Genomic DNA, 20,229 nt, shown 5'->3' on the forward strand with positions numbered 1-20,229 from the left:
GGAATGATCCTTATTGGCAGAAGTCCGGTCGAGATTGGCTGGACGCAGCGTGACGAGAGAGGTATGTGGACCGGCGGGTTTGTTGAAGAAAACCATCTGGATTATTTCAGCATGTTCTTTCCGATGCCAGACCCGCGCGCGCAATGCCAGACCATGACCTGGAGTTCTGAACGCGATGTCCAAGACTGACACGCCTGTTTTCGTTTCTCATACTGATACGATGTCCCCCTCGATTAAAAGCGGCGAGGCGATGGGTAAACGCAAAACAATCGTCATGAAATTTGGCGGCACGTCAGTAGGTACTATTGAACGCATTCGTGTTGTGGCGGAACGTGTGAAGGCTGAAGTTGAGCGCGGGCATCGGGTTGCTGTTGTCGTATCAGCTATGTCCGGAGTGACCAATCGTATGGTTGGTTATTGTGCCGAACTCGACACAATGGCAGATCCGCGTGAGTATGATGCAGTGGTTGCGTCAGGTGAACAAGTGACAAGCGGTCTTGTCGCGATTGCTTTGCAAAAGCTCGGTGTGCCTGCGCGCTCTTTCCAAGGGTGGCAAATCCCACTCAAGACCGATGAGGCGCACGGTAAAGCGTCCATCGAAGGGGTTGACGGCGCTGCGTTGGAGCAGAGCCTGTCTGAGAATATCGTGCCCGTGATTGCTGGGTTCCAGGGTATCGGCCCAGATCACCGTATTGCGACGTTGGGGCGCGGTGGGTCTGACACATCAGCCGTTGCTGTTGCTGCGGCTATCCGTGCAGACCGTTGTGATATTTATACCGATGTCGATGGTATTTATACGACAGACCCGCGTATTGTGCAGCGTGCGAAGCGTCTGGACCGTATTACCTATGAAGAAATGCTCGAATTGGCTTCAGTTGGAGCCAAGGTATTGCAGACCCGCAGTGTTGGGCTTGCAATGCGTGAAAATGTACGTGTGCGCGTCCTCTCATCCTTTGCGGAAACAGATGATGAGAGTGGATCGTTAGTGGTGAATGAGGACGAACTGATGGAAAAGGAACTCGTAGCGGGTATCGCTTACTCGCGTGATGAAGCGAAGATTTCGGTTCGTCGTATCCCTGACCGGCCCGGTATTGCAGCGGCAATTTTTGGCCCCCTCGCGGCGGCAAATATTAATGTTGATATGATTGTGCAGAGCATCGGTGCGGATAGCCTGAACAATATGACCTTTACGGTCGGCCTCAGCGATGAAGAAGCGGCACGTGCTGTGCTTGAGCAACAGCGCTCTGAAATTGAGTGGGGTGAAATTCAAGCATCGCGCAACGTGACAAAGATTAGTGTTGTCGGGGTTGGGATGCGCTCCAATGCGGGTCTTGCTGCAACAATGTTCCGTACGCTTGCTGAGCGTGGGATCAATGTTCAGGTTATTTCGACCAGCGAAATTAAAATCTCAGTTCTTATTGATGCAGAATATACAGAATTGGCCATGCGCGCATTGCACACGGCTTATGGACTGGACAAAAAAGAGGAACCTAAGACGTGAATGCCACAAGTAACGCCCGTGAGACGCTGCAAAAACTCTGGCAGCCCGGCTGCGATTTCTTAGGCAGTGATGTCGCCATTCTTGGCGGTGCGATGTCTTGGGTGAGTGAGCGTAACCTTGTTTCCGCGATTTCAAATGCGGGCGGTTTTGGTGTGATTGCGTGTGGCGCAATGACACCAGAGCGCCTTGAAGAAGAAATTGTTGCAACGCAAGCGCTGACGAAGCGTCCCTTCGGTGTGAACCTTATCACCATGCACCCTGAGTTGGAGCGTCTGGTTGATGTGTGTTTGGCGCATGGTGTGACGCATATTATTTTGGCTGGCGGCGTGCCAAGCAGTGCTATTATCCGCCGCGTGCGTGATGGTGGCGCGCGTGCTGTTGGGTTTGCCCCTGCTTTGGCGCTGGGTAAGCGTTTGGTCAAAATGGGCATTGAAGCGCTTGTGATTGAAGGGTCTGAAGCTGGCGGGCATATTGGCCCCGTGTCTTTGACGGTTCTGGCACAAGAAATTTTGCCGCATATGCGTGACGTTCCCGTGTTTGTGGCGGGCGGTTTGGGCCGAGGTGATGCGGTCGTGTCTTATCTTGAGCAAGGCGCTTCAGGTGCGCAGTTGGGTACGCTTTTTGCTGCGTCTCAAGAAAGCATTGCCCATGAGAACTTCAAAAAATCATTCTTGCGCGCCAATGCACGTGATGCTTTGACCTCGGTTCAGTTGGATGAGCAGTTCCCTGTGATTCCGGTGCGTGGTTTGGCAAATGCTGGAACGCGTGAATTCTTAAAGCATCAGGCTGAAGCGATTCGTGCATTCCAAAGCGGTGAGAAGAGCAAAGAAGACGCACAACTGTCGATCGAGCATTTCTGGGCGGGTGCATTGCGCCGCGCAGTGGTTGATGGTGATGTTGAAAACGGTTCTGTGATGGCAGGTCAGTCCGTTGGTATGGTGAAGGAAATTCGTCCGGTTGCGGATATCATTACGGGCTTGGTTGATCAGGCGGTTGAAGCGATTGAAAAACGCGAGCAACGTATCCACGTATCCTGATTATTCTGCTGTACTGTCCTTGGTTTGATAGCCTTGTTTGAACGGGTTTGTATCCATGCCTACGCCCTCATCTGACCGTATGACGCCGCTTCGCTCTGATCAGCCGAGTGTTGGTACCGTGCTGCGTCATCGGCGTGAGGAGTTGGAGTGGCATATCGAGGATGTTGCACAGTGGCTGCGCATTCGGGCGCGTGTGTTGGTCGCGTTGGAATCCGATGATTTTACGTCATTACCCGGCGAAGCATATGCTGTTGGGTTTGTACGCGCCTATGCACAGGCGATGCAGTTGGATGCGACAGATCTGGTCACTCGTTTCCAGAGGGATTATCACCGCGTTTCGGGTGCAAAAACCGAATTAGTGTTTCCGCAAGCGCAGGGGGAAAAGGGGCTTCCCCTAGGCTTGTTGATTGGTGTGGGGCTTGTCTTTGTCGCTGTGGCTTATGTCGGGTGGTATCATTTTTCATCGCATGATGAGCCTATTACAAAGCAAGTTCCGTCTCTGGCGGCATTAATGCCCAATACAGCGCATTCGGTGATGACATCTCCGCAAGTCGCGTCTGTTATGCCAAGGAAAGCACCGACAGTAGAGCAACAAGCGCCCGTTGCACCTTCGCTCGCACAGAAGAGCCCTGTCGTCGCGCCGGATCAACGGGCTGCCCTGACTGTATTCCCGGCTATGAATGATAAGATTCAGGCTAACCGGGATAAGACCGTTACGGCCGCAGAGCAGGCGGCTCCAACCGCCGAAAAGCTGGATGTATCTTCACCGCCAGATAGTGTCTCTTCTGAGAGCGCTGCGTCTGAACCTTTGATGGCGGATCAAGGGAAAACAGATCAGCAGGTGCCGCTAGAGCCCGCTCTGAGGGTTGCAGATGGGCAATTGGCGGTGCATGCGATTGCATCAGTTTGGGTGCAAATTGCGGACCATACGGGGCATGTTCTGGTATCGCGTGTTTTGTCTCAAGGAGAGAACTGGACGGGTGATGCGGTGAATGGCCCGTATCGTGTCTCGGTTGGTAATGCCGGAGGCGTCGTTTTCATGACGCATGATGTGGTGAGTGCGCCTTTGGGGCGCAGTGGTGCGGTTATCCGGAATATATCGGTTACGGCTGAAGCTGTGCAACATGGTGCGTTTGGGCGCGGTGCGCTGCCGGTTGCGGAGCTCTCGACACCACGGGCAACGGCAGGTCAGGGAAACACTATGTCTTCATCGGTCATTGTGCCATCATCACCCACACCCGTTGCAATCCGTACGTCACATATCGTGCCTGTTGTGAAGAAGAGTCTTCCAAAAGAGACACGGCACGATGTGACAACAGATGAACTCAATGCGCGCCAACTAACGGGGCAATCACCGAGCGGTGATGCATCATTAGGCCATTGATCTGGAATAAATCATCATCCGCCTCTAAAATGGTCGGACGATTGAAGAAAACGCAGAACCTGACAGGCCCGGTCTGGTCCGGGCACGAAGAGGATTAACATGAGCAGCTACCGTCCGTATCAGTACATTGAGCGTCGTAAGTCGCGTCAGATCCACGTTGGTAAGGTTGCCGTGGGTGGTGATGCACCGATTTCTGTACAGACGATGACCAATACGCTGACATCTGATGCACAAGCGACGATTGAGCAAATTCGTCGTGCTGAATTGGCCGGCGTTGATATTGTTCGTGTTTCGTGCCCAGATGAAGCCAGCACGGCCGCGTTGAAAGAGATCGTGCATGAAGTGAATGTGCCGATCGTTGCAGATATTCACTTCCACTATAAGCGTGCTCTTGAGGCTGCGCGGAATGGTGCGGCGTGTTTACGTATTAATCCGGGCAATATCGGTAGTGCCGAGCGTGTGCGTGAAGTGGTGAACGCAGCCCGTGAGCATAATTGTTCCATTCGTATTGGTGTGAATGCGGGCTCTTTGGAGCGTCATTTGCTGGAAAAATATGGTGAGCCAAACCCTGAGGCGCTGGTTGAGAGTGCGTTAGAGCACGCCAAAATCCTTCAGGATCATGACTTCCATGAGTTCAAGATCAGCGTTAAGGCGTCTGATGTGTTCATGGCGGTTGCGGCGTATCAGCAACTGGCAGATTGCTGTGACCATCCGTTGCATATTGGTATTACGGAAGCAGGCTCTAAGCGTGCTGGTACGGTGAAGTCTTCGATCGGTTTGGGTAATCTGCTCTGGGCTGGCGTGGGTGACACGATGCGTGTGTCTTTGTCTGCGGCACCAGAAGAAGAAGTATTGGTGGGCTGGGATATTTTGAAATCCCTTGGCCTGCGTCATCGTGGTGTAAAAATTATCTCATGCCCGTCTTGTGCGCGTCAGGGCTTTAATGTGGTTGAAACGGTGCAGACGCTGGAAGACCGTTTGCAGCATATTAAGACACCTTTGACGTTGTCGATTATCGGCTGTGTTGTGAACGGTCCGGGTGAAGCGTTGATGACGGATCTGGGTGTTACAGGCGGCGGTCAGGGCCGTCACATGGTGTATTCAGCCGGTAAGCAAGACCATACGATGCCCGCAAAAGATATGATTGAGCATATCGTTGAGCTGGTTGAGAACAAGGTTGCTGCTATTGAGGCCGGAAAAGTTGAAGCCACAACGGCTAAGCAGATGGACCCGGCGAGCGCATAATGGCTGGTGGTATGACAGGATTACAACCGCCACGCGGGACGCATGATCTGATTGGTGAGACGATGCGGCGGCATCGTCATGTGGTGCAAACGGCTGCGAAAGTTCTAGGGACTTACGGGTTCGAGGAATGGAGCACACCGATTTTTGAGGATACGCGCGTTTTTGCGCGGACATTGGGCGAGGCGTCTGATGTTGTGTCCAAAGAAATGTACAGCTTTGAAGACCGTGGGGGGGATAGCATCACGCTGCGCCCGGAAAACACGGCGTCAATCTGTCGTGCGCTGGTGACAAATGGTCTGACGCAGTCTTTGCCGCAAAAAGCATGGTATAACGGGCCGATGTTCCGTTATGAGCGGCCGCAGAAAGGGCGTTACCGGCAGTTCCATCAAATCGGTGCGGAACTCATTGGTGCTGATGGTCCGCTGCGCGACGCTGAAGTCATTGCTATGGCGTTTGATGTCTTGAAGGCATTAGGGCTGGCCGATGATGTTGTGCTGGAACTGAATACGCTCGGTGATGTTGCTTCGCGTCAGGCTTGGCGTGATGCATTGGTTGCGTATTTCCGGCAGCATGTTGATGCATTATCTGACGATAGCCGGACGCGTTTGGATGTGAATCCATTGCGGATTTTGGACAGTAAAGCGGCTCAAGACCGTGCATTACTGGACGATGCTCCACGATTTGCGGATTACTTGAATGAGGAATCTCAGCGTTTTTGGGATGAGTTGCGCGCTCACCTGGATGCGTTTGGTGTACCCTTCACGGAAAATCCGCGTATTGTGCGCGGTCTGGATTACTACTCTCATACGGCTTTTGAATTTGTAACGACGAAGCTTGGTGCACAGGGGACTGTGCTGGCTGGTGGCCGTTATGAAGGGCTTGTGGCGCAAATGGGCGGGCCGGAAACGCCTGCGATTGGTTGGGCTGGCGGCATTGAGCGTTTAGCGCTGCTGTTGGATGATGTGCCTGCCGTTCCCGCAGGTATTGCCATCGTGCCTATGGGCGATGCCGCTGTACAAAAATCAGCATCTTTGGTGCGCGCCTTGCGTCAGGCAGGGCAGAGGGCTGAGATTGAAACACGCGGCAATATGAAAAAGCGTATGGAGCGTGTGGTTAAATCTGGTGCCTCTCATGCTGTTGTGCTGGGTGATGACGAAGTTGCGCGCGGTGTTGTGCAATTGCGTGATTTGACGGCGCGTGAGCAGCGCGAAGTTGCTTTTGATGACGTTGTACAGAGCCTGACTGGAGCCTGATTGTGGCTGTTGATGACAGACTCGAGCGGATTGTCGCTCGGTCCGAGGAACTTCAAGCTCTGATGGCCTCGGGAGAGGCAACGGGAGAGGCGTTTACGCGTCTTTCCCGTGAATATGCTGAATTAGAGCCTGTTGTGGCGTCCATTCAAGCGTATCAGGCGGCTGTGGAGCAAAAAGAGGGGGCGGAAGCTCTTCTGGATGATCCGGAGATGCGTGAGCTTGCGCGTGCTGAGTTAGATGAATTGCACGAAACTCTACCTGCGTTAGAGCATTCTCTACGTTTGGCGCTTCTTCCGAAAGATGAAGCGGATGAGCGGAGTGCTATTCTGGAAATTCGTCCGGCTGCTGGTGGTGATGAGGCGGGGCTCTTCGCGGCAGAAATGTTCGATGCGTATCGTCGTTTTTCAGAGCGCAATGGCTGGCGCTTTGAGGTAATGGAATACGCGGAGAGCGAGGTTGCAGGCCTGAAAGAAGGGATGGCAACTATTTCTGGGCGTTCTGTTTTTGCGCGTTTGAAGTATGAATCTGGCGTGCATCGTGTGCAGCGTGTGCCGGCGACGGAAAGCCAAGGGCGTATTCATACATCGACTATTACCGTTGCGGTTCTGCCGGAAGCCGAAGAAGTTGATGTGACGATCAATGATGATGATCTGCGCATTGACGTTTACCGTGCATCGGGTGCGGGTGGTCAGCACGTGAACAAGACCGAAAGTGCGGTGCGTATCACGCATATGCCGAGTGGTATTGTCGTGGCGATGCAGGAAGAAAAAAGTCAGCATAAGAACCGTGCAAAAGCGATGAAGATTTTGCGTGCACGGCTCTATGAGGCGCAGCGTGCTGCGGCCCATGCGGAACGTGCACAAGATCGGCGTTCTCAGGTCGGGACGGGAGATCGTTCCGAGCGTATTCGGACGTATAACTTCCCACAGGGCCGGGTGACGGAGCACCGTATTAACTTAACGCTGTACAAGATTGATCGGGTTATGGCGGGTGAGTTTGACGAGGTGATTGACGCCTTAACACGTGAAGAACAGACGGCGCTTCTGGCTGATCAGGGCTATTAGGTTTAGCTGTTGGGCAATGCGCAGACGAGTGCCGGGCCGCGATGATGCGTTGCGGTCATGGCATCGTCGTAATCGACGAGGAAAAAGTCGGTGAAGTGTTGTGTCCCGACGGCTTCCAAAAGGTGGCCTTCCGGGTGGTGTAAAGTCCCGGCGCTGCTGACGCTATGTGTTTCGGGGTGGCCGTTATGGAGAATGGTAATTTCTCCGCAGAGTGCGTAGTTCATGCTTGTGCGCCCTAAGGGCATGGTAATCGTCTGTGTTTCGTCTGTGTGTGATAGGTTGAGGCGAAACGTTGCTACGAGTTTTCCTTCTAGATATAGGCGCGATATTTCAGAAATTTCCTCGGGTGCTTTGGTGTCATGAACCTGAAAATTGGGTGCTGTCTGTGCGTTCAGTGGTGATACGATGCCGCCAAGAAGCATTAAGAACGGGAAGAGGGTGGTACGGTGCGTCATGGGCATCATCCTAACAAGGTTATGAGTACAGTGATTTCAAAAAACACTTTATTGCAAGATGCTTCTCATCGCCTTGAGGGTGCAGGTATCGAAGACGGGCGCTTTGAAGCGCGGCATTTATTATGCTGGGCGCTGGAATGTGATTTAACCGGTTTGTTTATGTGCACGGATGTTCCGCCGGATGTGCACGCGCGTTTTGAGAGTGCGCTTCAGAGGCGGTTGGCGCGTGAGCCTTTGGCTTTTATTACGGGTGAGACGGGATTTTGGACGTTGGATTTGTATACGAGTCCGGCGACTTTAATCCCGCGTGGTGATAGTGAAGCATTAATTGAAGCTCTGTTAGCGCAGTCTTTGCCGCGTGATCGTGCCCTAAAAATATTAGATTTAGGCACTGGTACGGGATGTTTGCTTCTTTCAGCGTTGAGTGAGTTCCCGCATGCGTGGGGCCTCGGGGTGGATTTGGCCCCTGAAGCCGCACATTTGGCGCGGCGGAATGCGGAACGGAACGGTTTGGCGCAGCGTAGTGCTTTTATGGCGGGAGACTGGGTTTCTGCGCTGTCTGGGCAGTTTGATGTAATTTTTAGTAACCCACCTTATATTGAAAGCGATGATATTGCGGCCTTGATGCCAGAAGTTGCGCAATATGAACCGCGCCGCGCTCTTGATGGCGGTCAGGATGGTTTGGATGCTTATCGATGGCTGTGCCGCGTTTTGCCGATGCTTTTGGTTGAGCAGGGGGTAGTGATTTTTGAAATGGGCATTGGGCAGATTGATGCCGTTTCGTCCTTTGCTGCGCGGCATGGTCTGCAAGAAATTGCACGTCATCATGATTTAGGGGGGATTGAGCGGGCACTTGTCCTGCAATTTAGCGGGAAAAGCGTTGGCGCGTAGAGGGTTTTCTGATAGTGTACAGAGGTACCGAGGGTTTAGGATGCTATTTTTAAAATAGGCTCCATTCCGTCGGCTTCTCCTGTCGCCCGTCATTTAGTTTGACCGGCGGTGAATGGATCGGTCAGTTTTATCTGGCCACAGCAAGACAGACATACGTCTTTTCGGCAACGGCGGCATTGCTTTGGATGCAAAGTGGTGACTGCCCTCAGGAAAGTGCATCACAGTTCGATGAATATGAAGCGTATGAGAGGCCGGCACCATCGTTCGGGCGGCGGCGGAGCCTCCCGCAACAACGGGAATGCCCAGACCCCCTTAAATCGCAACCATGTGTTCGAGAGCAATGGCCCGGATCTTCGGGTGCGTGGCACGGCACAGCAGCTTTTTGAAAAATATCTTCAGCTTGGTCGTGATGCGACGGGAACGGGTGACCGTATTCTGGCTGAGGCATATTTCCAGCATGCGGAACATTATTTCCGTATTCTGAATGCGATGAATCAAGCTGCGCAGCAGAGCCAGCAAGAGCGCAATGAGCGTCAGCAGCAGCGTCAACGTGCGTATGAAGAGCGCCGTGAGATGTCTATGCGTGACCGTGACATGCGCCATGATGATGAGCAGCAGGGCCAACAGCATCATGGTGACGGTGAGCAGCAGCATTATGCGCACCAGCACCAGCACCAGCACCAGCACCAGCACCAACGCCAGCAGGATTATCAGCAAGAGCAGCGTGCTCATCGGAATGATGGTCATGCTTCAGAGCGTGAGATGCAGGCACCGGTTGAATAAGTGTTTGTTTAAGGCGTTAAAAAACCGGCTTTTAAAGCCGGTTTTTTTATGGGCGGGTGGGGAGGTTTAGGCTGCGTAATAGCTGAGCGAGAGTGGCACGCAAGACATCGGGGCTATGATGTGTGGAGATAGTTGAGAGGCCTTCTTGGGAGATCTCGTGCCACAAAACATCACGGGTTAAGAGTGATGAACAGAGGTGCTGAAAGTCCTCTGTGTTTTTTGCGATGCAGTGTTGCGTAAGGGCAGGTGAAAAACTCATTCCTTCGGCGGCGATCTCGGTCATGACGCAGGGTATGCCGGCAGCGAGGCTGGAGACGACTTTGCCTTTTGCGCCGGCACCAAAGCGTAAAGGGGCGATGGTTAAACGTAAGGTGCTGAGGACTGTCCCGAGATCGGGAAGATGGCCGTGTATTTTTAGGTGGGGAGAGTGGGCCTCAGAGAGGTCGGCAGGAGGATTTTCGCCAATAATATGCAGTATCACATCTGGATGTTGTGCGTGGAGCGAAGGCCAGATGTCAGCGAGAAAAAACGCCATAGCATCCGCATTTGGGCGATGGGAAAAATTACCAATAAACCCGATATCACGTCTGTTCGTAAGGGTGGTTGGGGTGGGGGTTGGTCGTGTTAACGGGATGTATTGAATACGCGCCTTTGGGGCGAGTGTCTTGGCAAGGGCGACTTCATGTTGTGAGAAAAACAAGGAGGCATCGCAGTCTTGCAGGAGTTGGATCTCGTTCTTTTTGGTGTTCTGAGGGGTAAGCGTTTGGGCTGCTTGAGGTGATGTTATGACTTCGCGTTCTTCGCGTAGAAAGTGAAGATCATGTGGTAAGAAAATAAATTTGGCTTTTGTAAAACGGCTCTTGAGTGGGGTGAAAACAAGGCCGCCACAGCAGCTGCGCGCTATAATACAGGTGGAGATCATGGGCAGGGCTGAAAGGCTCTCTTGAATACCGCTATCCCCTGTTGGGGGAGAAGAGCCGGAGGGAGACAGGCACTGTATTCCGCGTGATGTTAAGGGAAAATCTGGCGCATTATTGCGCTCTTTGGGCGACTGGAAAAAGCGCCCGAGTGCTAAAAAGCTTATCGTAAAGCCTAATGAAAGAAGGCTATCAAGGATGGCTAGTGTCTCGACTGAGCCAGCATCATGTTGTGGGCGAGGGAAGTCACAATCGACAAATAAGAGATGTTGTGTGCTGGAAGAGGTTGAAAAAAATTTCTGAAAAATTTTTGGCAGCATAAGGCCCTGCGTAAAGGGTATTGTTTTATAAAGAGCCTAAGAAACGATCAGGCACCTGCCACAGTGCCTCTCCATTAATGTGGAGGTCAAGCCGGTACCGTTCTTGTTGACGCGATAGGGTGCTGTTCATCACGCTGTTTAGATAGGGGTGTAGCTGCGGGTCATTCAAGGCGAGAGAACATGGCGTGACGGGTAGGCCAGCCATGGAGCGTAGCATGTTTTCCCAGTCTTGGTCTTGTAGGCGTTGATGTTGCCCAGCATGCTCTGAGGACCACGCTTGTGTACGGGTGCGGTACAGGCGTTGAAGCCCTGAAGTGAGATCTGTGTAGCGCGTATGGAAAAGGTAGAGTGGGGCGTCAAATTTGGGGCCGGCTTCAGCATGGCAGTGAAAACCCGGTGCCCATGTGATTGGTGCGCGGATGAGCGTGGGTTTGCACATGGCACTGGAAAAACGAACATGGCGCCGTTGAGGAAGCAGGGGAAGGCATGCGTTTAGTGGAGGCTCATGCTCAGGGCGATGAATGAGGTCTAAGCCAATTGCCGTGACAACGGTACGTGTATTGGTGTGTGCAAAATGAGTGAGTGATGGGTGTAAGGCGGGGTCTGCGATTAAGAGCTCATCGACATCAACATAGATGACGCTTTCGTACCACGAGAGAAGGCTGGCACAAAATTGATTGATAAACTCTGTCCGTTTTTCATCATCTTGCGGAGAGCGTGGGATGCGCACATGGTTAAAGCCGTGGAGATGCTCGGTCGAGCCATCATCGGAGCCGTGATCAATAATATAGCAGGCAGATGGGGCAGCATTGTGCCCGTAATGGCGGCACCAGATGGGAAGGTGGTGCGGTTCATTATAAACCATGGTGACGATGGCTAGTGGCGCTCTCGACATTAATACCCATGATTTTGTATGATTTAGGGTTAGGAATGGTAGCGGTGGACGGATTTGAACCGCCGACCAAGGGATTATGATTCCCCTGCTCTACCACTGAGCTACACCGCCATTCCGTTGAAGTCCAGCTTGTGACTGGCTTCGAGGCGGTTTTCTAAGGCGTTGGGGCGTTGATGTCAACGGAGATATTGAAAAAAGGTGCATTTTTTTTGGTCGTATTTTCCTAAGGACTGCTGTCTGATAGAAGCGCAGTCCTTCTCTTCCTCTCGTCTCTAGGAGCTTTACGCCCCGTGACGCAGCATTTTGTCAGCGCACTTTTCACTATTCGTTCGTATTTTTTCTGGCTTCCGCCAGCGCTTGTTTCGGTTTTGATGCTGGCGTTGGTGGGAGGGTTGGCGTTTTATGCCGGAAATGTAGTGACTTCTGTGTTGCTGCGTATTCCAGGCCCTAAAAGTGCGGATTTGCTCCGGAAAATCGTTGGCGCGTTACGTCGGCCGACCCGTATTATTACGGCGCTTGTCGGTATGATGACGGCGTTGCCGACGGTTTCGGGGTTTTCCGAGAGCAGTGCGGAGAATGTCGGTCTCTTTTTCCAGTTCGTTTTGGTGCTTACGCTCGGTTATGGCGTGATCATTGCGTTTCGTTTGATGACGGAAGCATATTTGACGCGCCTCTCATCACGTGAGCAGACGGATGATATTACCATTCGTACACATCAAACGCAGATTCGTGTTTTGCGCCGTTTGATCGAGATTTTGGTAGGGATTGTTACGGTAGCGTCTGCGTTGATGCTTTTTCCATCGGTAAAGCAGTATGGCGTGTCTTTGTTCGCATCGGCGGGGGCGGCGTCTCTTGTTGTTGGTTTGTCTGCACGGGGGTTGCTGACAAATTTGATTGCCGGTGTGCAAATCGCGATCACGCAGCCTATCCGTATGGAGGATTTGGTAATCATCAATGGTGATTGGTGCTGGGTAGAAGAGATTAATGCGACTTATGTTGTGTTGCGTGTGTGGGACTGGCGGCGTCATATCGTGCCGATCTCGTATTTTTTAGAAAATCAGTTTGAAAATTGGACGCATAATTCCGCCGCGATTATTGGCGTTGTGTTTTTGTGGTTGGATTATGAAGCCCCTATGGATCGTATTCGCTCGATGTTAGGGGAAGTGATCAAGACTTGCCCATTATGGGATGGCAAGGTTTTTGATGTGCAGGTTGCAGATTGCAATGACAAGACGATGTCGATTCGTATTATCGCAAGTGCGCGTAATGCGCTGCAAAGCTGGGATTTGCGGTGTGATATTCGTGAGAAGATTATTGCACGGATTAAAGAAGACTGCCCTGAGGCATTGCCGCGTATGCGTTATACCATGATGCCTCCATCCCCTATGGAAGAAGCGGTTATGGATACTATGATGGCGCCACCCATTGGGCGCCCGCCTTCAGGGAGTTATACGGGACCGAAAGGGCAGTCTGCGGGTTTGTAAAAGCCAGTCAGATAGTTAAGGGTATGCAGAGAGGTCCAACCCTGCTTTTTGTTATTTCGTCACGCACGACATCACGGCATACCCAAAACTCCCATATGAAGATCATAAGGGAGTTTTGGGTATGTACGGACAATACATTTTCGTCCTTCAGAATCTTTCTGAGCGGGCGTTTTGAGTGGCCAAAAGGCGCCCGAAATCCAGCAGTTTAGTGACGTGTTTTGATCGTCATGCCCGTAAAGAGGGGTTACTGGGTGGTGATATCACGCATGGTAGAGTTGTGACGTCCATAATAGCGGTATGTGAGCACGCCAATAAGAATATAGCTTCCGAGAAGCCCAAGGGGGACAGGGTTGCCGTGTAGTGTGGCGCGGATCAGGTCTATGATGAGGGGGCCTGTCATAATAAGGCTAAAGAGAATGCCGAGGGATGGTACGGTCCCGATCCAGATTCCTTTTACAGTGATCCCACCGAGTGGAACGCTGAAAGGACGCTCGATATCCGGGCGTGTATTACGTTGCCAAATGACGGTGAAGCACACAATACCAAATGCGGCGGCGGTGCCGATGGATACGAGGTCGCTTATAATATCAATCGGCATTGTTGCGGTCATAATGGCTACAATGATTCCGAGAATGATCGAGCCGTAAGCCGGGGTGTGGTAACGCGGGCTGACACGGCTAAAAATCTTTGGGATGAGGCCATCGCGTCCCATAGTGAGCAGGATGCGTGATTGTGCGTAGAGTAGACCCATCAGCACAGAGCAGAGACCAACTGTGGCGCCGATATTGATAAAGAAAGACAGCCAAGGTGTGTGCATGGCACGAACGGCAATGGCTAGGGGGTCTGCCACGTCAAGCTGTTTGTATGGGACAACCCCGATCAAGACAAAGGCGACGATCACGTAAATAACGGTACAAATCAGGAGGCTACCGATAATGCCGATGGGGACGTCTCGTGTTGGGTTTTTAGCTTCAGATGAAGCGGTAGAAACGGCTTCGAACCCGACATATGCGAAGAAAATAACAGAAGACGCACGGAAAATTCCAGGCACACCAAAATGAAATCCGCCAGTATAGGCCGGGAAAAAGGGGTGCAGATTTGCTGGGTTAATCCAGCGTATGCCAAGGAGAACGAAGACCAGTAGAACGCCGACCTTGAGAGCAACAATCAGGGTGTTAACGCGTGAAGATTCTTCAACGCCACGTGCTAAAAGCAGGCTGATGAGGATAACGGCGACGAGGCCTATGAGGTCTGCTTGCCATCCGGCGGCAATCAGAGTGCCATCTGATCCGGGAACGGGTTGTAAGGTAGCGTGGCTGAGATAAGCTGGAACATGTAGGCCTGTGAGGTCAAGCAAGGATGTCATATAGCCTGATAACCCGGCGGCAACGGCGGTACAGGAAATACCGTATTCAAGTAGTAACAGCCACCCGACGACCCATGCGGCTTTTTCACCCATAGTGATATAGGCGTAGGAATAAGCGGAGCCGGAGACGGGGAGCGTGGAGGCTAGTTCGCCATAGGCTAAGGCTGTGAACAAGCATGCGAGCGCGGCAATGACGAATGAGACCATGACGGATGGGCCCGCAAATTCAGCAGAGGCCGTGCCTATGGTAACGTAGATGCCTGCGCCAATGACGGAACCGATTCCGAGCATGACAAGTTGTGTTGCGGTGAGGCTACGTTTCAGGCCGTGCGTGTTATTTTCACGCAAGATCTGCTCGAGGGTTTTGCGTCTGGCTGTGGAAGGAGCCACACCGTTGGATTTTAAGCTGGAATGTATCGGTTCTGACATGATGTGTTCAATGTGCCGGGAAAGGCGCCTCCTGGGAAGGGGTTAAAGAGCGATCAGAATAACAGCGAGACTGCCGAAACCGATGCAATAGAAACCAAATGGGGTGAGTGACCATCGGTCATGGTTGTGAAAAAGACGGAGCATAGCACGTGAGCAGATCCATGCGGTGATTGCCGCGACGATAGCACCGATAATGCATTCTTGGATGAGGTCATGGCTTAGTGCGATATGTCGTGATTGCCATGCTTGATGGACGGTTGCAGCCAGAACAACGGGCTGTGCCATGAGGAGTGAAAAACGTGCTGCTGATCCATGGTTAAGCCCACGTGACAAGCTCCCGGCCATGGTTGCGCCAGAACGTGAGATTCCCGGAAAGAAGGCGAGGCATTGGGCTAAGCCGATAAGGATGGTGTCTTTCGCGTTGAGATTCGCGAGATCGCGCGCAGGTGTGTTTTTCTTGGCGCGGCTGAGGATGTCGGTTCCGATGAGCAGAAGGCCATTAATGACTAGAAAACCTGCTGCGGCGAGGGGGGCACCGAAAATGGCACGTAGGCGGTGTTCAAATCCAGCGCCGATGAGAATAGCGGGGATGGTGGCAAGAATGAGAAAAACCAATACTCTGATGGAATCTTCTTGCTGTTGAGCGCCAAGTCGCCCGAGTGCGCCGCGTAGAAGGTGCTTCCAATCCTGCCAAAAGACACTGGCTAGCCCTAAGAGGGTGCCGAGGTGCAGCATGGTGAGAAAAGGCAGAAAAAATGGGGCATGTTCGTCAAGTGGCCAATGCAAAATGGCCGGTATGAGTACGGCATGCCCGAGGCTGCTGATCGGAAAAGGCTCAGTAATACCTTGTATGGCCGCAAGGATAATAGCTTGAAGCAGGGTCATAGAGATTCCTGATGCAGGAAGGCTACCGTTTCTGGCGGCTCTGTGCTTGATAGCAGATGAAGAGCCGCTCTTTGCCTTATGGGGACGTGGCGCGCAACCTTTAGCACGTTTATGAGTGTACGGAACGTTCTTGCTGTTATGGCGCGTCATGATGGTGGGGCGCGATGTGTGATGATGATTTGGGGGCAATGAGGCAATGGCAGGGAAGACGCAAAAACGCGGGAGCGCAGTTCTGGCAAGCAGCGTTGTCATTGCTGCTGCGGGTGGTTTTTTATTTTATAGTGCAGCGCTGTATCGTGGTCCTGTTGAGCGTGGCACGGTTTTGCATGCGCATTTTAATTCGGCCAATGGGCTGCATGTTGGGGCTGATGTTGATTTGGCGGGTGTTGCGGTGGGGCGTGTTCAGGCGATTCGGCTCGATCCTGTGAGCCAAATGGCGGATGTGACGTTTACGGTAGATGCAAAACTGTCTTTGCCTGTGGATACAGCCGCAAGCATTGGGGCACCGTCTATGACGTCTGATAACGCATTGCAGTTAAAACCCGGTCACGCGGCCAAAGGATTGGCTGTGGGGGGGCTGATTCAGGATACGCAGGACCAATTATCGTTAGAGCAGCAAGTGAGTAATTATATTTTCGGTGGTGGTGGCCTAGGGCAGTGATGTGTGGAGGGCCTGTTAGTCACTGATGGGGTAAGAGGACAGTAGGCGGCGTTGACGCAGCCATGCGCGGAGAATCAGGAGAGGGCTGGATGGTTTCCAGCCGCGTTTGCGGTTTTGAGCGCCAATGCGAAAGGCCGCACCATAATGCTCAATCTGGGTCATATAAGCCTCACATAAGCTCGTGGTTGGATCCCAGATATGAATGGCCTCAGCGCCAAGACCATTGATTTCGATAATCTGTAAGTCTTCGCCGCGTTTAAGGGCGTCTATGGAGGGAACTTTGGCGTCAATGCGCCCAAAGTGAAAATCGGGTATGTCCTGAAGTATTGTATCGAGTGTATTGGTCAGTTCTGGGGTTATGTCTTTGTATCCGTTATGAAAAATGGACCCTTTGCAATAATTTCCAGTAAAAACCAGTGAAAAAACTTCATCCTTTTTTAAAATGTGATGCGCTTTATGGCCTAGTCGTGTGATGTGCTGCTCTGCTTTTCTGTGCAATGCGGGGGTGTCGTGTAATAATTGTATGATGCTGGAATGACCGTCTCCTATGAGTGAGGGAGAGGTTTTGTAGGTGAGTGATGAGATATACCCTGTGGGGGCATCGGGTGGACGAATGTAGAATACCCCGACTTCGATGGGGTCATGGATGAGTTTTTGGACCATGAGATCAATATGGTCAGGGTACAGTGAGAGGACGGTCTGTAGGTCTTCGTCTGAGGAAACACATTTTACGCCCGTGCCGTTACAGCCAATATCGGGCTTGATAACGACGGGAAATGAGAGGCCGAGTTTGGCGATAAGCTGTGTGGCGTGGCGGTAAGCGTGAGGCCCGGACGGAAAAACCGCGTAAGGTGCAATGGCGCGTGTTGCGTGCTGTCCGGCCATATTAAGAATGGATGATTTACTTTCACCGCAGAGGCCGCCCGTTTCGATGCGTGGGTTTGCGGCGGTGGCAATGCCGAGGTGACGGTAGCGCAGCCCCATGACAAGCCAATAAAAAACAATAGGGGTGTAGAGTACGGCATTGGGGCTTAAGCCAATACGGGACAAAATGTTTTGTGTTGTTTGGCGTTTTAGAAAAGACATTTTTAAGTCTCGGTTTTGTTTAATCGGGCGATCAGACGGCCCATGAATGCGATGGTAAGGACAAGCCCGATCAGTCCGACCCATCGCCATTGGGATTGGAAGCTGAGTAACCATGTGCCGATAGAGCGAGAGACCTCAAAGAGGAGTGTTGTCCAGACCATAGTGGCGCCAATGACCGTGATGGCAAAGGGTAGGAATGGGGCACCAAAATAGCCGCAGGCCGTATAGAGCGGGAGCCGTGCTCCAGGGATGAAGCGTGAGAGTGCAACGGCGCGAATGGTGTTGCGGGCGAACCAGTTTTGCGTTTGTGAGGAGAGGCGTAAAAAGCGCCGTAACCATGGCCACCGAGCACCAGCAGCGCCAAGGCCGTAAAGACCTAAATCGCCCACAGAGACACCAATCCAGAGAGCAATAAGCGCGAGATGCGCATGGATGGCTCCTAACCGGGTTGCGAGCGCGGTCATGACGGTTGCGGCATCTTCCAGCACAAAGGTTGCGCCGATAATGGACGCAGCTTTTACCCATGGAGATTGGGTGGCTAGGAGCGTTACAAACTCGCTCATCAGTGAGTTCGGGGTGGGGTAAGTGCGGTCATGTGGCTCCGGTGTTGCATGGTCCGGTGCAGACCGCAAATGTCCTTTTTAAGATGCCTCTTTAAGAAGGCTGGCAGGATGTAGTGGGGATTGCTAGCATTACTTTGTCATCCTGCCCTGCTGGAGTTGTGATTTTCGTGCTGAAGAGACGTTCTATGATTATGTCTGGCGCTGTGGCGCTGGGGGCATTTGGGGGCATCCGCTCAGCACAGGGAGCGGATTATGGGGCTTTTCTGGCCGGGATACGAGCGGAGGCCTTGGCGCAAGGGCTGTCAGCGTCGGTTGTTAATCGCGCTTTGGCACAAACGCAGCAGCCGAATCCTAAAGTCTTAAAACTCGACCATCATCAGCCAGAGTTTACGCTGACATGGGCACAGTATCGTGATCGTGTGTTACCTGTTGCGCGTTTTGATAAAGGGCGTGAATTGTACGAGCAAGTGGGAGGGGTCATGTCTCCTATTAGCGCACGATTTGGATGTGATGACCGTGTGGTCATGGGGATATGGGGAATCGAATCAGGGTTCGGTGCTCATACGGGAACATTCTCCGTGATTGATGCGCTGGCGACTTTGGCTTTTGATGGGCGTCGGTCAGCTTTTTTCCGTGGTGAACTTCTGAAGGCGTTACAGATTTTAAATGCTGGCGATATTGCGCCGGACGCTATGCTTGGCGGATATGCGGGGGCAATGGGACAGGCGCAGTTCATGCCGAGTGCGTATTTGCGCTATGCGGCTGATGGCGATGGAGATGGGCGGCGGAATATCTGGACGTCTGAGCCGGATGTCTTTGCGTCAATTGCAAATTATATGGGGCGCTGCGGTTGGCAGCCTGACGAACCATGGGGCCAAGAGGTCATGCTTGTTGAGAGCATTCCGGCAGCAGATATGGGGCGTCAAAATACGCGTAGTCTTGGGGCGTGGATGATGCGTGGTGTGCGCCGCAAGGATGGCGAGCCTTTTTCACGCTTGGATGTACAAGGTGCAGTGTTGCAGCCAGATGGGCCGGGAACACAGGCATTCATGGTTTACCATAATTTCAACGTGATCCGTCGGTACAACCCGTCTGATTTTTATGCGTTGGCGGTTGGTGTGTTAGGGTCTGGCATTGCGTCTTAAATTTTGGTGTGTGGCTCTGTCGGGCTTGATGATGGTGGGGTGCCACCGTGAAGCACCGCCTAAACTGGGCGTGGTTGCACATCCACACTATGTGCTGAGTGCGCCGTGGTTGGTGGGAGGGCATTGGTTCTACCCATCTGAACGTTATGATGTGCAAGAAACTGGGCTTGCGACCATTCAGTCCTCAGAGCCTTCTGGGGGTGTGACGGAGGATGGTGAGGTTTGGCGTGCAGACGGTATGACGGGGGCAATGCCGGATGTGCAATTGCCGATCCTTGTGACCGTACGCAACCTTGTTAATGGCCGTAGTGTTCGTGTGCGTATTAATGACCGCGGGCCGGCTCGGATTGGGCGTTTGATGAGTGTGACGCCGCGTGTGGCGTCTTTGTTGGCGATGCAGGGGGACACGCCTGTTTCGGTGACGGAAGATGAAACCGGGACACATGCTCTTGATGCTGCGTTGGGCGGCCCGACCTTAGAGGTGCAAGCGGCTCCTTTGGCTGGAGTGCGTGCCGAGTCTTTGGATGGTAAGGGAGAGGGGCGCATGTATGGTTCTGCCATTGGGGGAAGTGCAGCAACGGCACCTTTCGTGATGGAAGACTTGCCTCAGCAATGGGTGCAATCTTCTGTTGGGCCAACGGCTCTTTTCGTTGAGATAGGGCGTTTCCAAAGTCAAAATGCAGCGCGCATGGTTGTGCGGCGTTGTGGTGGGAATGTGCTGGATAGGCCCGTACGAGATGGTTTGGTATGGAATGTGCGCTCTGGGCCTTATGCCACTCTGCAATCTGCAGATGCGGCACTGGACCAAACCCTCTCTTGCGGGGTAGAGGGCGCACGGATCGTTATTGAATAAGAGACCGGGTAA

Annotated in this window: 20 protein-coding genes and 1 tRNA gene; 13 read left to right on the forward strand and 8 right to left on the reverse strand. The window is 52.7% G+C overall.

What is annotated here, in order from left to right; translation table 11 throughout:
• Nucleotides 1-3 precede the first annotated feature (3 nt).
• The 7 genes from NTH01S_RS05695 (at nucleotide 4) to prfA (ending at nucleotide 7,484) form a co-directional block, all read left to right on the forward strand.
• Nucleotides 4-189: a hypothetical protein gene (locus tag NTH01S_RS05695; RefSeq protein WP_157070876.1), complete on the forward strand. Its 186-nt coding sequence runs from the start codon at nucleotides 4-6 to the stop codon at nucleotides 187-189.
• On the forward strand, nucleotides 176-1,501 hold the full coding sequence (locus tag NTH01S_RS05700; RefSeq protein WP_084367050.1) for an aspartate kinase: 1,326 nt from the start codon (nucleotides 176-178) through the stop codon (nucleotides 1,499-1,501). The genes NTH01S_RS05695 and NTH01S_RS05700 overlap by 14 nt, the downstream gene beginning before the upstream one ends.
• Nucleotides 1,498-2,538, forward strand: a complete 1,041-nt coding sequence (locus tag NTH01S_RS05705; protein WP_068170815.1) for an NAD(P)H-dependent flavin oxidoreductase — start codon at nucleotides 1,498-1,500, stop codon at nucleotides 2,536-2,538. The genes NTH01S_RS05700 and NTH01S_RS05705 overlap by 4 nt, the downstream gene beginning before the upstream one ends.
• Nucleotides 2,539-2,593: 55 nt before the next feature.
• Nucleotides 2,594-3,922 carry a helix-turn-helix domain-containing protein gene (locus tag NTH01S_RS05710; protein ID WP_068170818.1) on the forward strand — a complete coding sequence of 443 codons (1,329 nt, stop codon included), beginning with the start codon at nucleotides 2,594-2,596 and terminating at the stop codon, nucleotides 3,920-3,922.
• A 99-nt stretch (nucleotides 3,923-4,021) separates the two neighbouring features.
• On the forward strand, nucleotides 4,022-5,167 hold the full coding sequence (ispG, locus tag NTH01S_RS05715; protein WP_068170821.1) for a flavodoxin-dependent (E)-4-hydroxy-3-methylbut-2-enyl-diphosphate synthase: 1,146 nt from the start codon (nucleotides 4,022-4,024) through the stop codon (nucleotides 5,165-5,167).
• An 11-nt stretch (nucleotides 5,168-5,178) separates the two neighbouring features.
• Nucleotides 5,179-6,420, forward strand: coding sequence for a histidine--tRNA ligase (gene hisS, locus NTH01S_RS05720; protein WP_068170924.1), 1,242 nt, complete (start codon nucleotides 5,179-5,181; stop codon nucleotides 6,418-6,420).
• 2 nt (nucleotides 6,421-6,422) lie between these two features.
• Entirely contained in the window at nucleotides 6,423-7,484 is a 1,062-nt protein-coding gene (prfA, locus tag NTH01S_RS05725) for a peptide chain release factor 1 (protein ID WP_068170824.1), read from the forward strand.
• Between the two features lie 2 nt (nucleotides 7,485-7,486).
• Here the strand turns inward: prfA and NTH01S_RS05730 are convergent, their stop codons facing one another.
• Complete coding sequence (locus tag NTH01S_RS05730) at nucleotides 7,487-7,939, reverse strand: hypothetical protein (protein ID WP_068170927.1); 453 nt, start codon at nucleotides 7,937-7,939, stop codon at nucleotides 7,487-7,489.
• A 21-nt stretch (nucleotides 7,940-7,960) separates the two neighbouring features.
• Here NTH01S_RS05730 and prmC point away from each other — a divergent pair, with 21 nt between their 5' ends.
• Nucleotides 7,961-8,830: a peptide chain release factor N(5)-glutamine methyltransferase gene (gene prmC, locus NTH01S_RS05735; protein ID WP_068170827.1), complete on the forward strand. Its 870-nt coding sequence runs from the start codon at nucleotides 7,961-7,963 to the stop codon at nucleotides 8,828-8,830.
• A gap of 228 nt (nucleotides 8,831-9,058) precedes the next feature.
• Nucleotides 9,059-9,613 carry a DUF4167 domain-containing protein gene (locus tag NTH01S_RS12080; RefSeq protein ID WP_306307469.1) on the forward strand — a complete coding sequence of 185 codons (555 nt, stop codon included), beginning with the start codon at nucleotides 9,059-9,061 and terminating at the stop codon, nucleotides 9,611-9,613.
• 46 nt (nucleotides 9,614-9,659) lie between these two features.
• Here NTH01S_RS12080 and NTH01S_RS05745 read toward each other — a convergent pair whose 3' ends face one another.
• From NTH01S_RS05745 to NTH01S_RS05755, 3 genes are all read right to left on the reverse strand, one after another.
• Nucleotides 9,660-10,850, reverse strand: coding sequence for a glycosyltransferase (locus tag NTH01S_RS05745; protein WP_068170831.1), 1,191 nt, complete (start codon nucleotides 10,848-10,850; stop codon nucleotides 9,660-9,662).
• A 25-nt stretch (nucleotides 10,851-10,875) separates the two neighbouring features.
• Entirely contained in the window at nucleotides 10,876-11,745 is an 870-nt protein-coding gene (locus NTH01S_RS05750; protein ID WP_068170835.1) for a glycosyltransferase family 2 protein, read from the reverse strand.
• A gap of 36 nt (nucleotides 11,746-11,781) precedes the next feature.
• Nucleotides 11,782-11,856: transfer RNA gene (locus NTH01S_RS05755), tRNA-Met, on the reverse strand.
• 179 nt (nucleotides 11,857-12,035) lie between these two features.
• On the opposite strand from NTH01S_RS05755, the gene NTH01S_RS05760 reads away from it, so the two are divergent.
• Nucleotides 12,036-13,229, forward strand: coding sequence for a mechanosensitive ion channel family protein (locus NTH01S_RS05760; RefSeq protein ID WP_068170838.1), 1,194 nt, complete (start codon nucleotides 12,036-12,038; stop codon nucleotides 13,227-13,229).
• A gap of 244 nt (nucleotides 13,230-13,473) precedes the next feature.
• Here the strand turns inward: NTH01S_RS05760 and NTH01S_RS05765 are convergent, their stop codons facing one another.
• Complete coding sequence (locus NTH01S_RS05765) at nucleotides 13,474-15,024, reverse strand: APC family permease (RefSeq protein ID WP_068170841.1); 1,551 nt, start codon at nucleotides 15,022-15,024, stop codon at nucleotides 13,474-13,476.
• Nucleotides 15,025-15,066: 42 nt separating this feature from the next.
• Nucleotides 15,067-15,909 carry an undecaprenyl-diphosphate phosphatase gene (locus NTH01S_RS05770; protein WP_068170844.1) on the reverse strand — a complete coding sequence of 281 codons (843 nt, stop codon included), beginning with the start codon at nucleotides 15,907-15,909 and terminating at the stop codon, nucleotides 15,067-15,069.
• 196 nt (nucleotides 15,910-16,105) lie between these two features.
• Here NTH01S_RS05770 and NTH01S_RS05775 point away from each other — a divergent pair, with 196 nt between their 5' ends.
• Entirely contained in the window at nucleotides 16,106-16,570 is a 465-nt protein-coding gene (locus NTH01S_RS05775) for an MlaD family protein (RefSeq protein ID WP_068170847.1), read from the forward strand.
• Between the two features lie 15 nt (nucleotides 16,571-16,585).
• On the opposite strand, the gene NTH01S_RS05780 is transcribed toward NTH01S_RS05775, so the two are convergent.
• Nucleotides 16,586-17,656 carry an ATP-grasp domain-containing protein gene (locus tag NTH01S_RS05780; RefSeq protein WP_068170849.1) on the reverse strand — a complete coding sequence of 357 codons (1,071 nt, stop codon included), beginning with the start codon at nucleotides 17,654-17,656 and terminating at the stop codon, nucleotides 16,586-16,588.
• 2 nt (nucleotides 17,657-17,658) lie between these two features.
• The gene (locus NTH01S_RS05785; protein ID WP_370664303.1) at nucleotides 17,659-18,288 is read right to left on the reverse strand and encodes a DedA family protein; all 630 of its coding nucleotides are present in this window, start codon (nucleotides 18,286-18,288) and stop codon (nucleotides 17,659-17,661) included.
• A gap of 122 nt (nucleotides 18,289-18,410) precedes the next feature.
• Here NTH01S_RS05785 and NTH01S_RS05790 point away from each other — a divergent pair, with 122 nt between their 5' ends.
• Both NTH01S_RS05790 and NTH01S_RS05795 read left to right on the forward strand, forming a co-directional pair.
• Nucleotides 18,411-19,364 (forward strand): lytic murein transglycosylase, encoded by a 954-nt coding sequence (locus tag NTH01S_RS05790; protein WP_169802047.1) that lies wholly within the window; start codon nucleotides 18,411-18,413, stop codon nucleotides 19,362-19,364.
• Entirely contained in the window at nucleotides 19,354-20,217 is an 864-nt protein-coding gene (locus tag NTH01S_RS05795) for a septal ring lytic transglycosylase RlpA family protein (protein ID WP_068170853.1), read from the forward strand. The genes NTH01S_RS05790 and NTH01S_RS05795 overlap by 11 nt, the downstream gene beginning before the upstream one ends.
• Nucleotides 20,218-20,229: the final 12 nt, after the last annotated feature.

The sequence above is a fragment of the Neokomagataea thailandica NBRC 106555 genome (assembly GCF_001598495.1).
GTDB classification, from domain to species: Bacteria; Pseudomonadota; Alphaproteobacteria; order Acetobacterales; family Acetobacteraceae; genus Gluconobacter; species Gluconobacter thailandicus_A.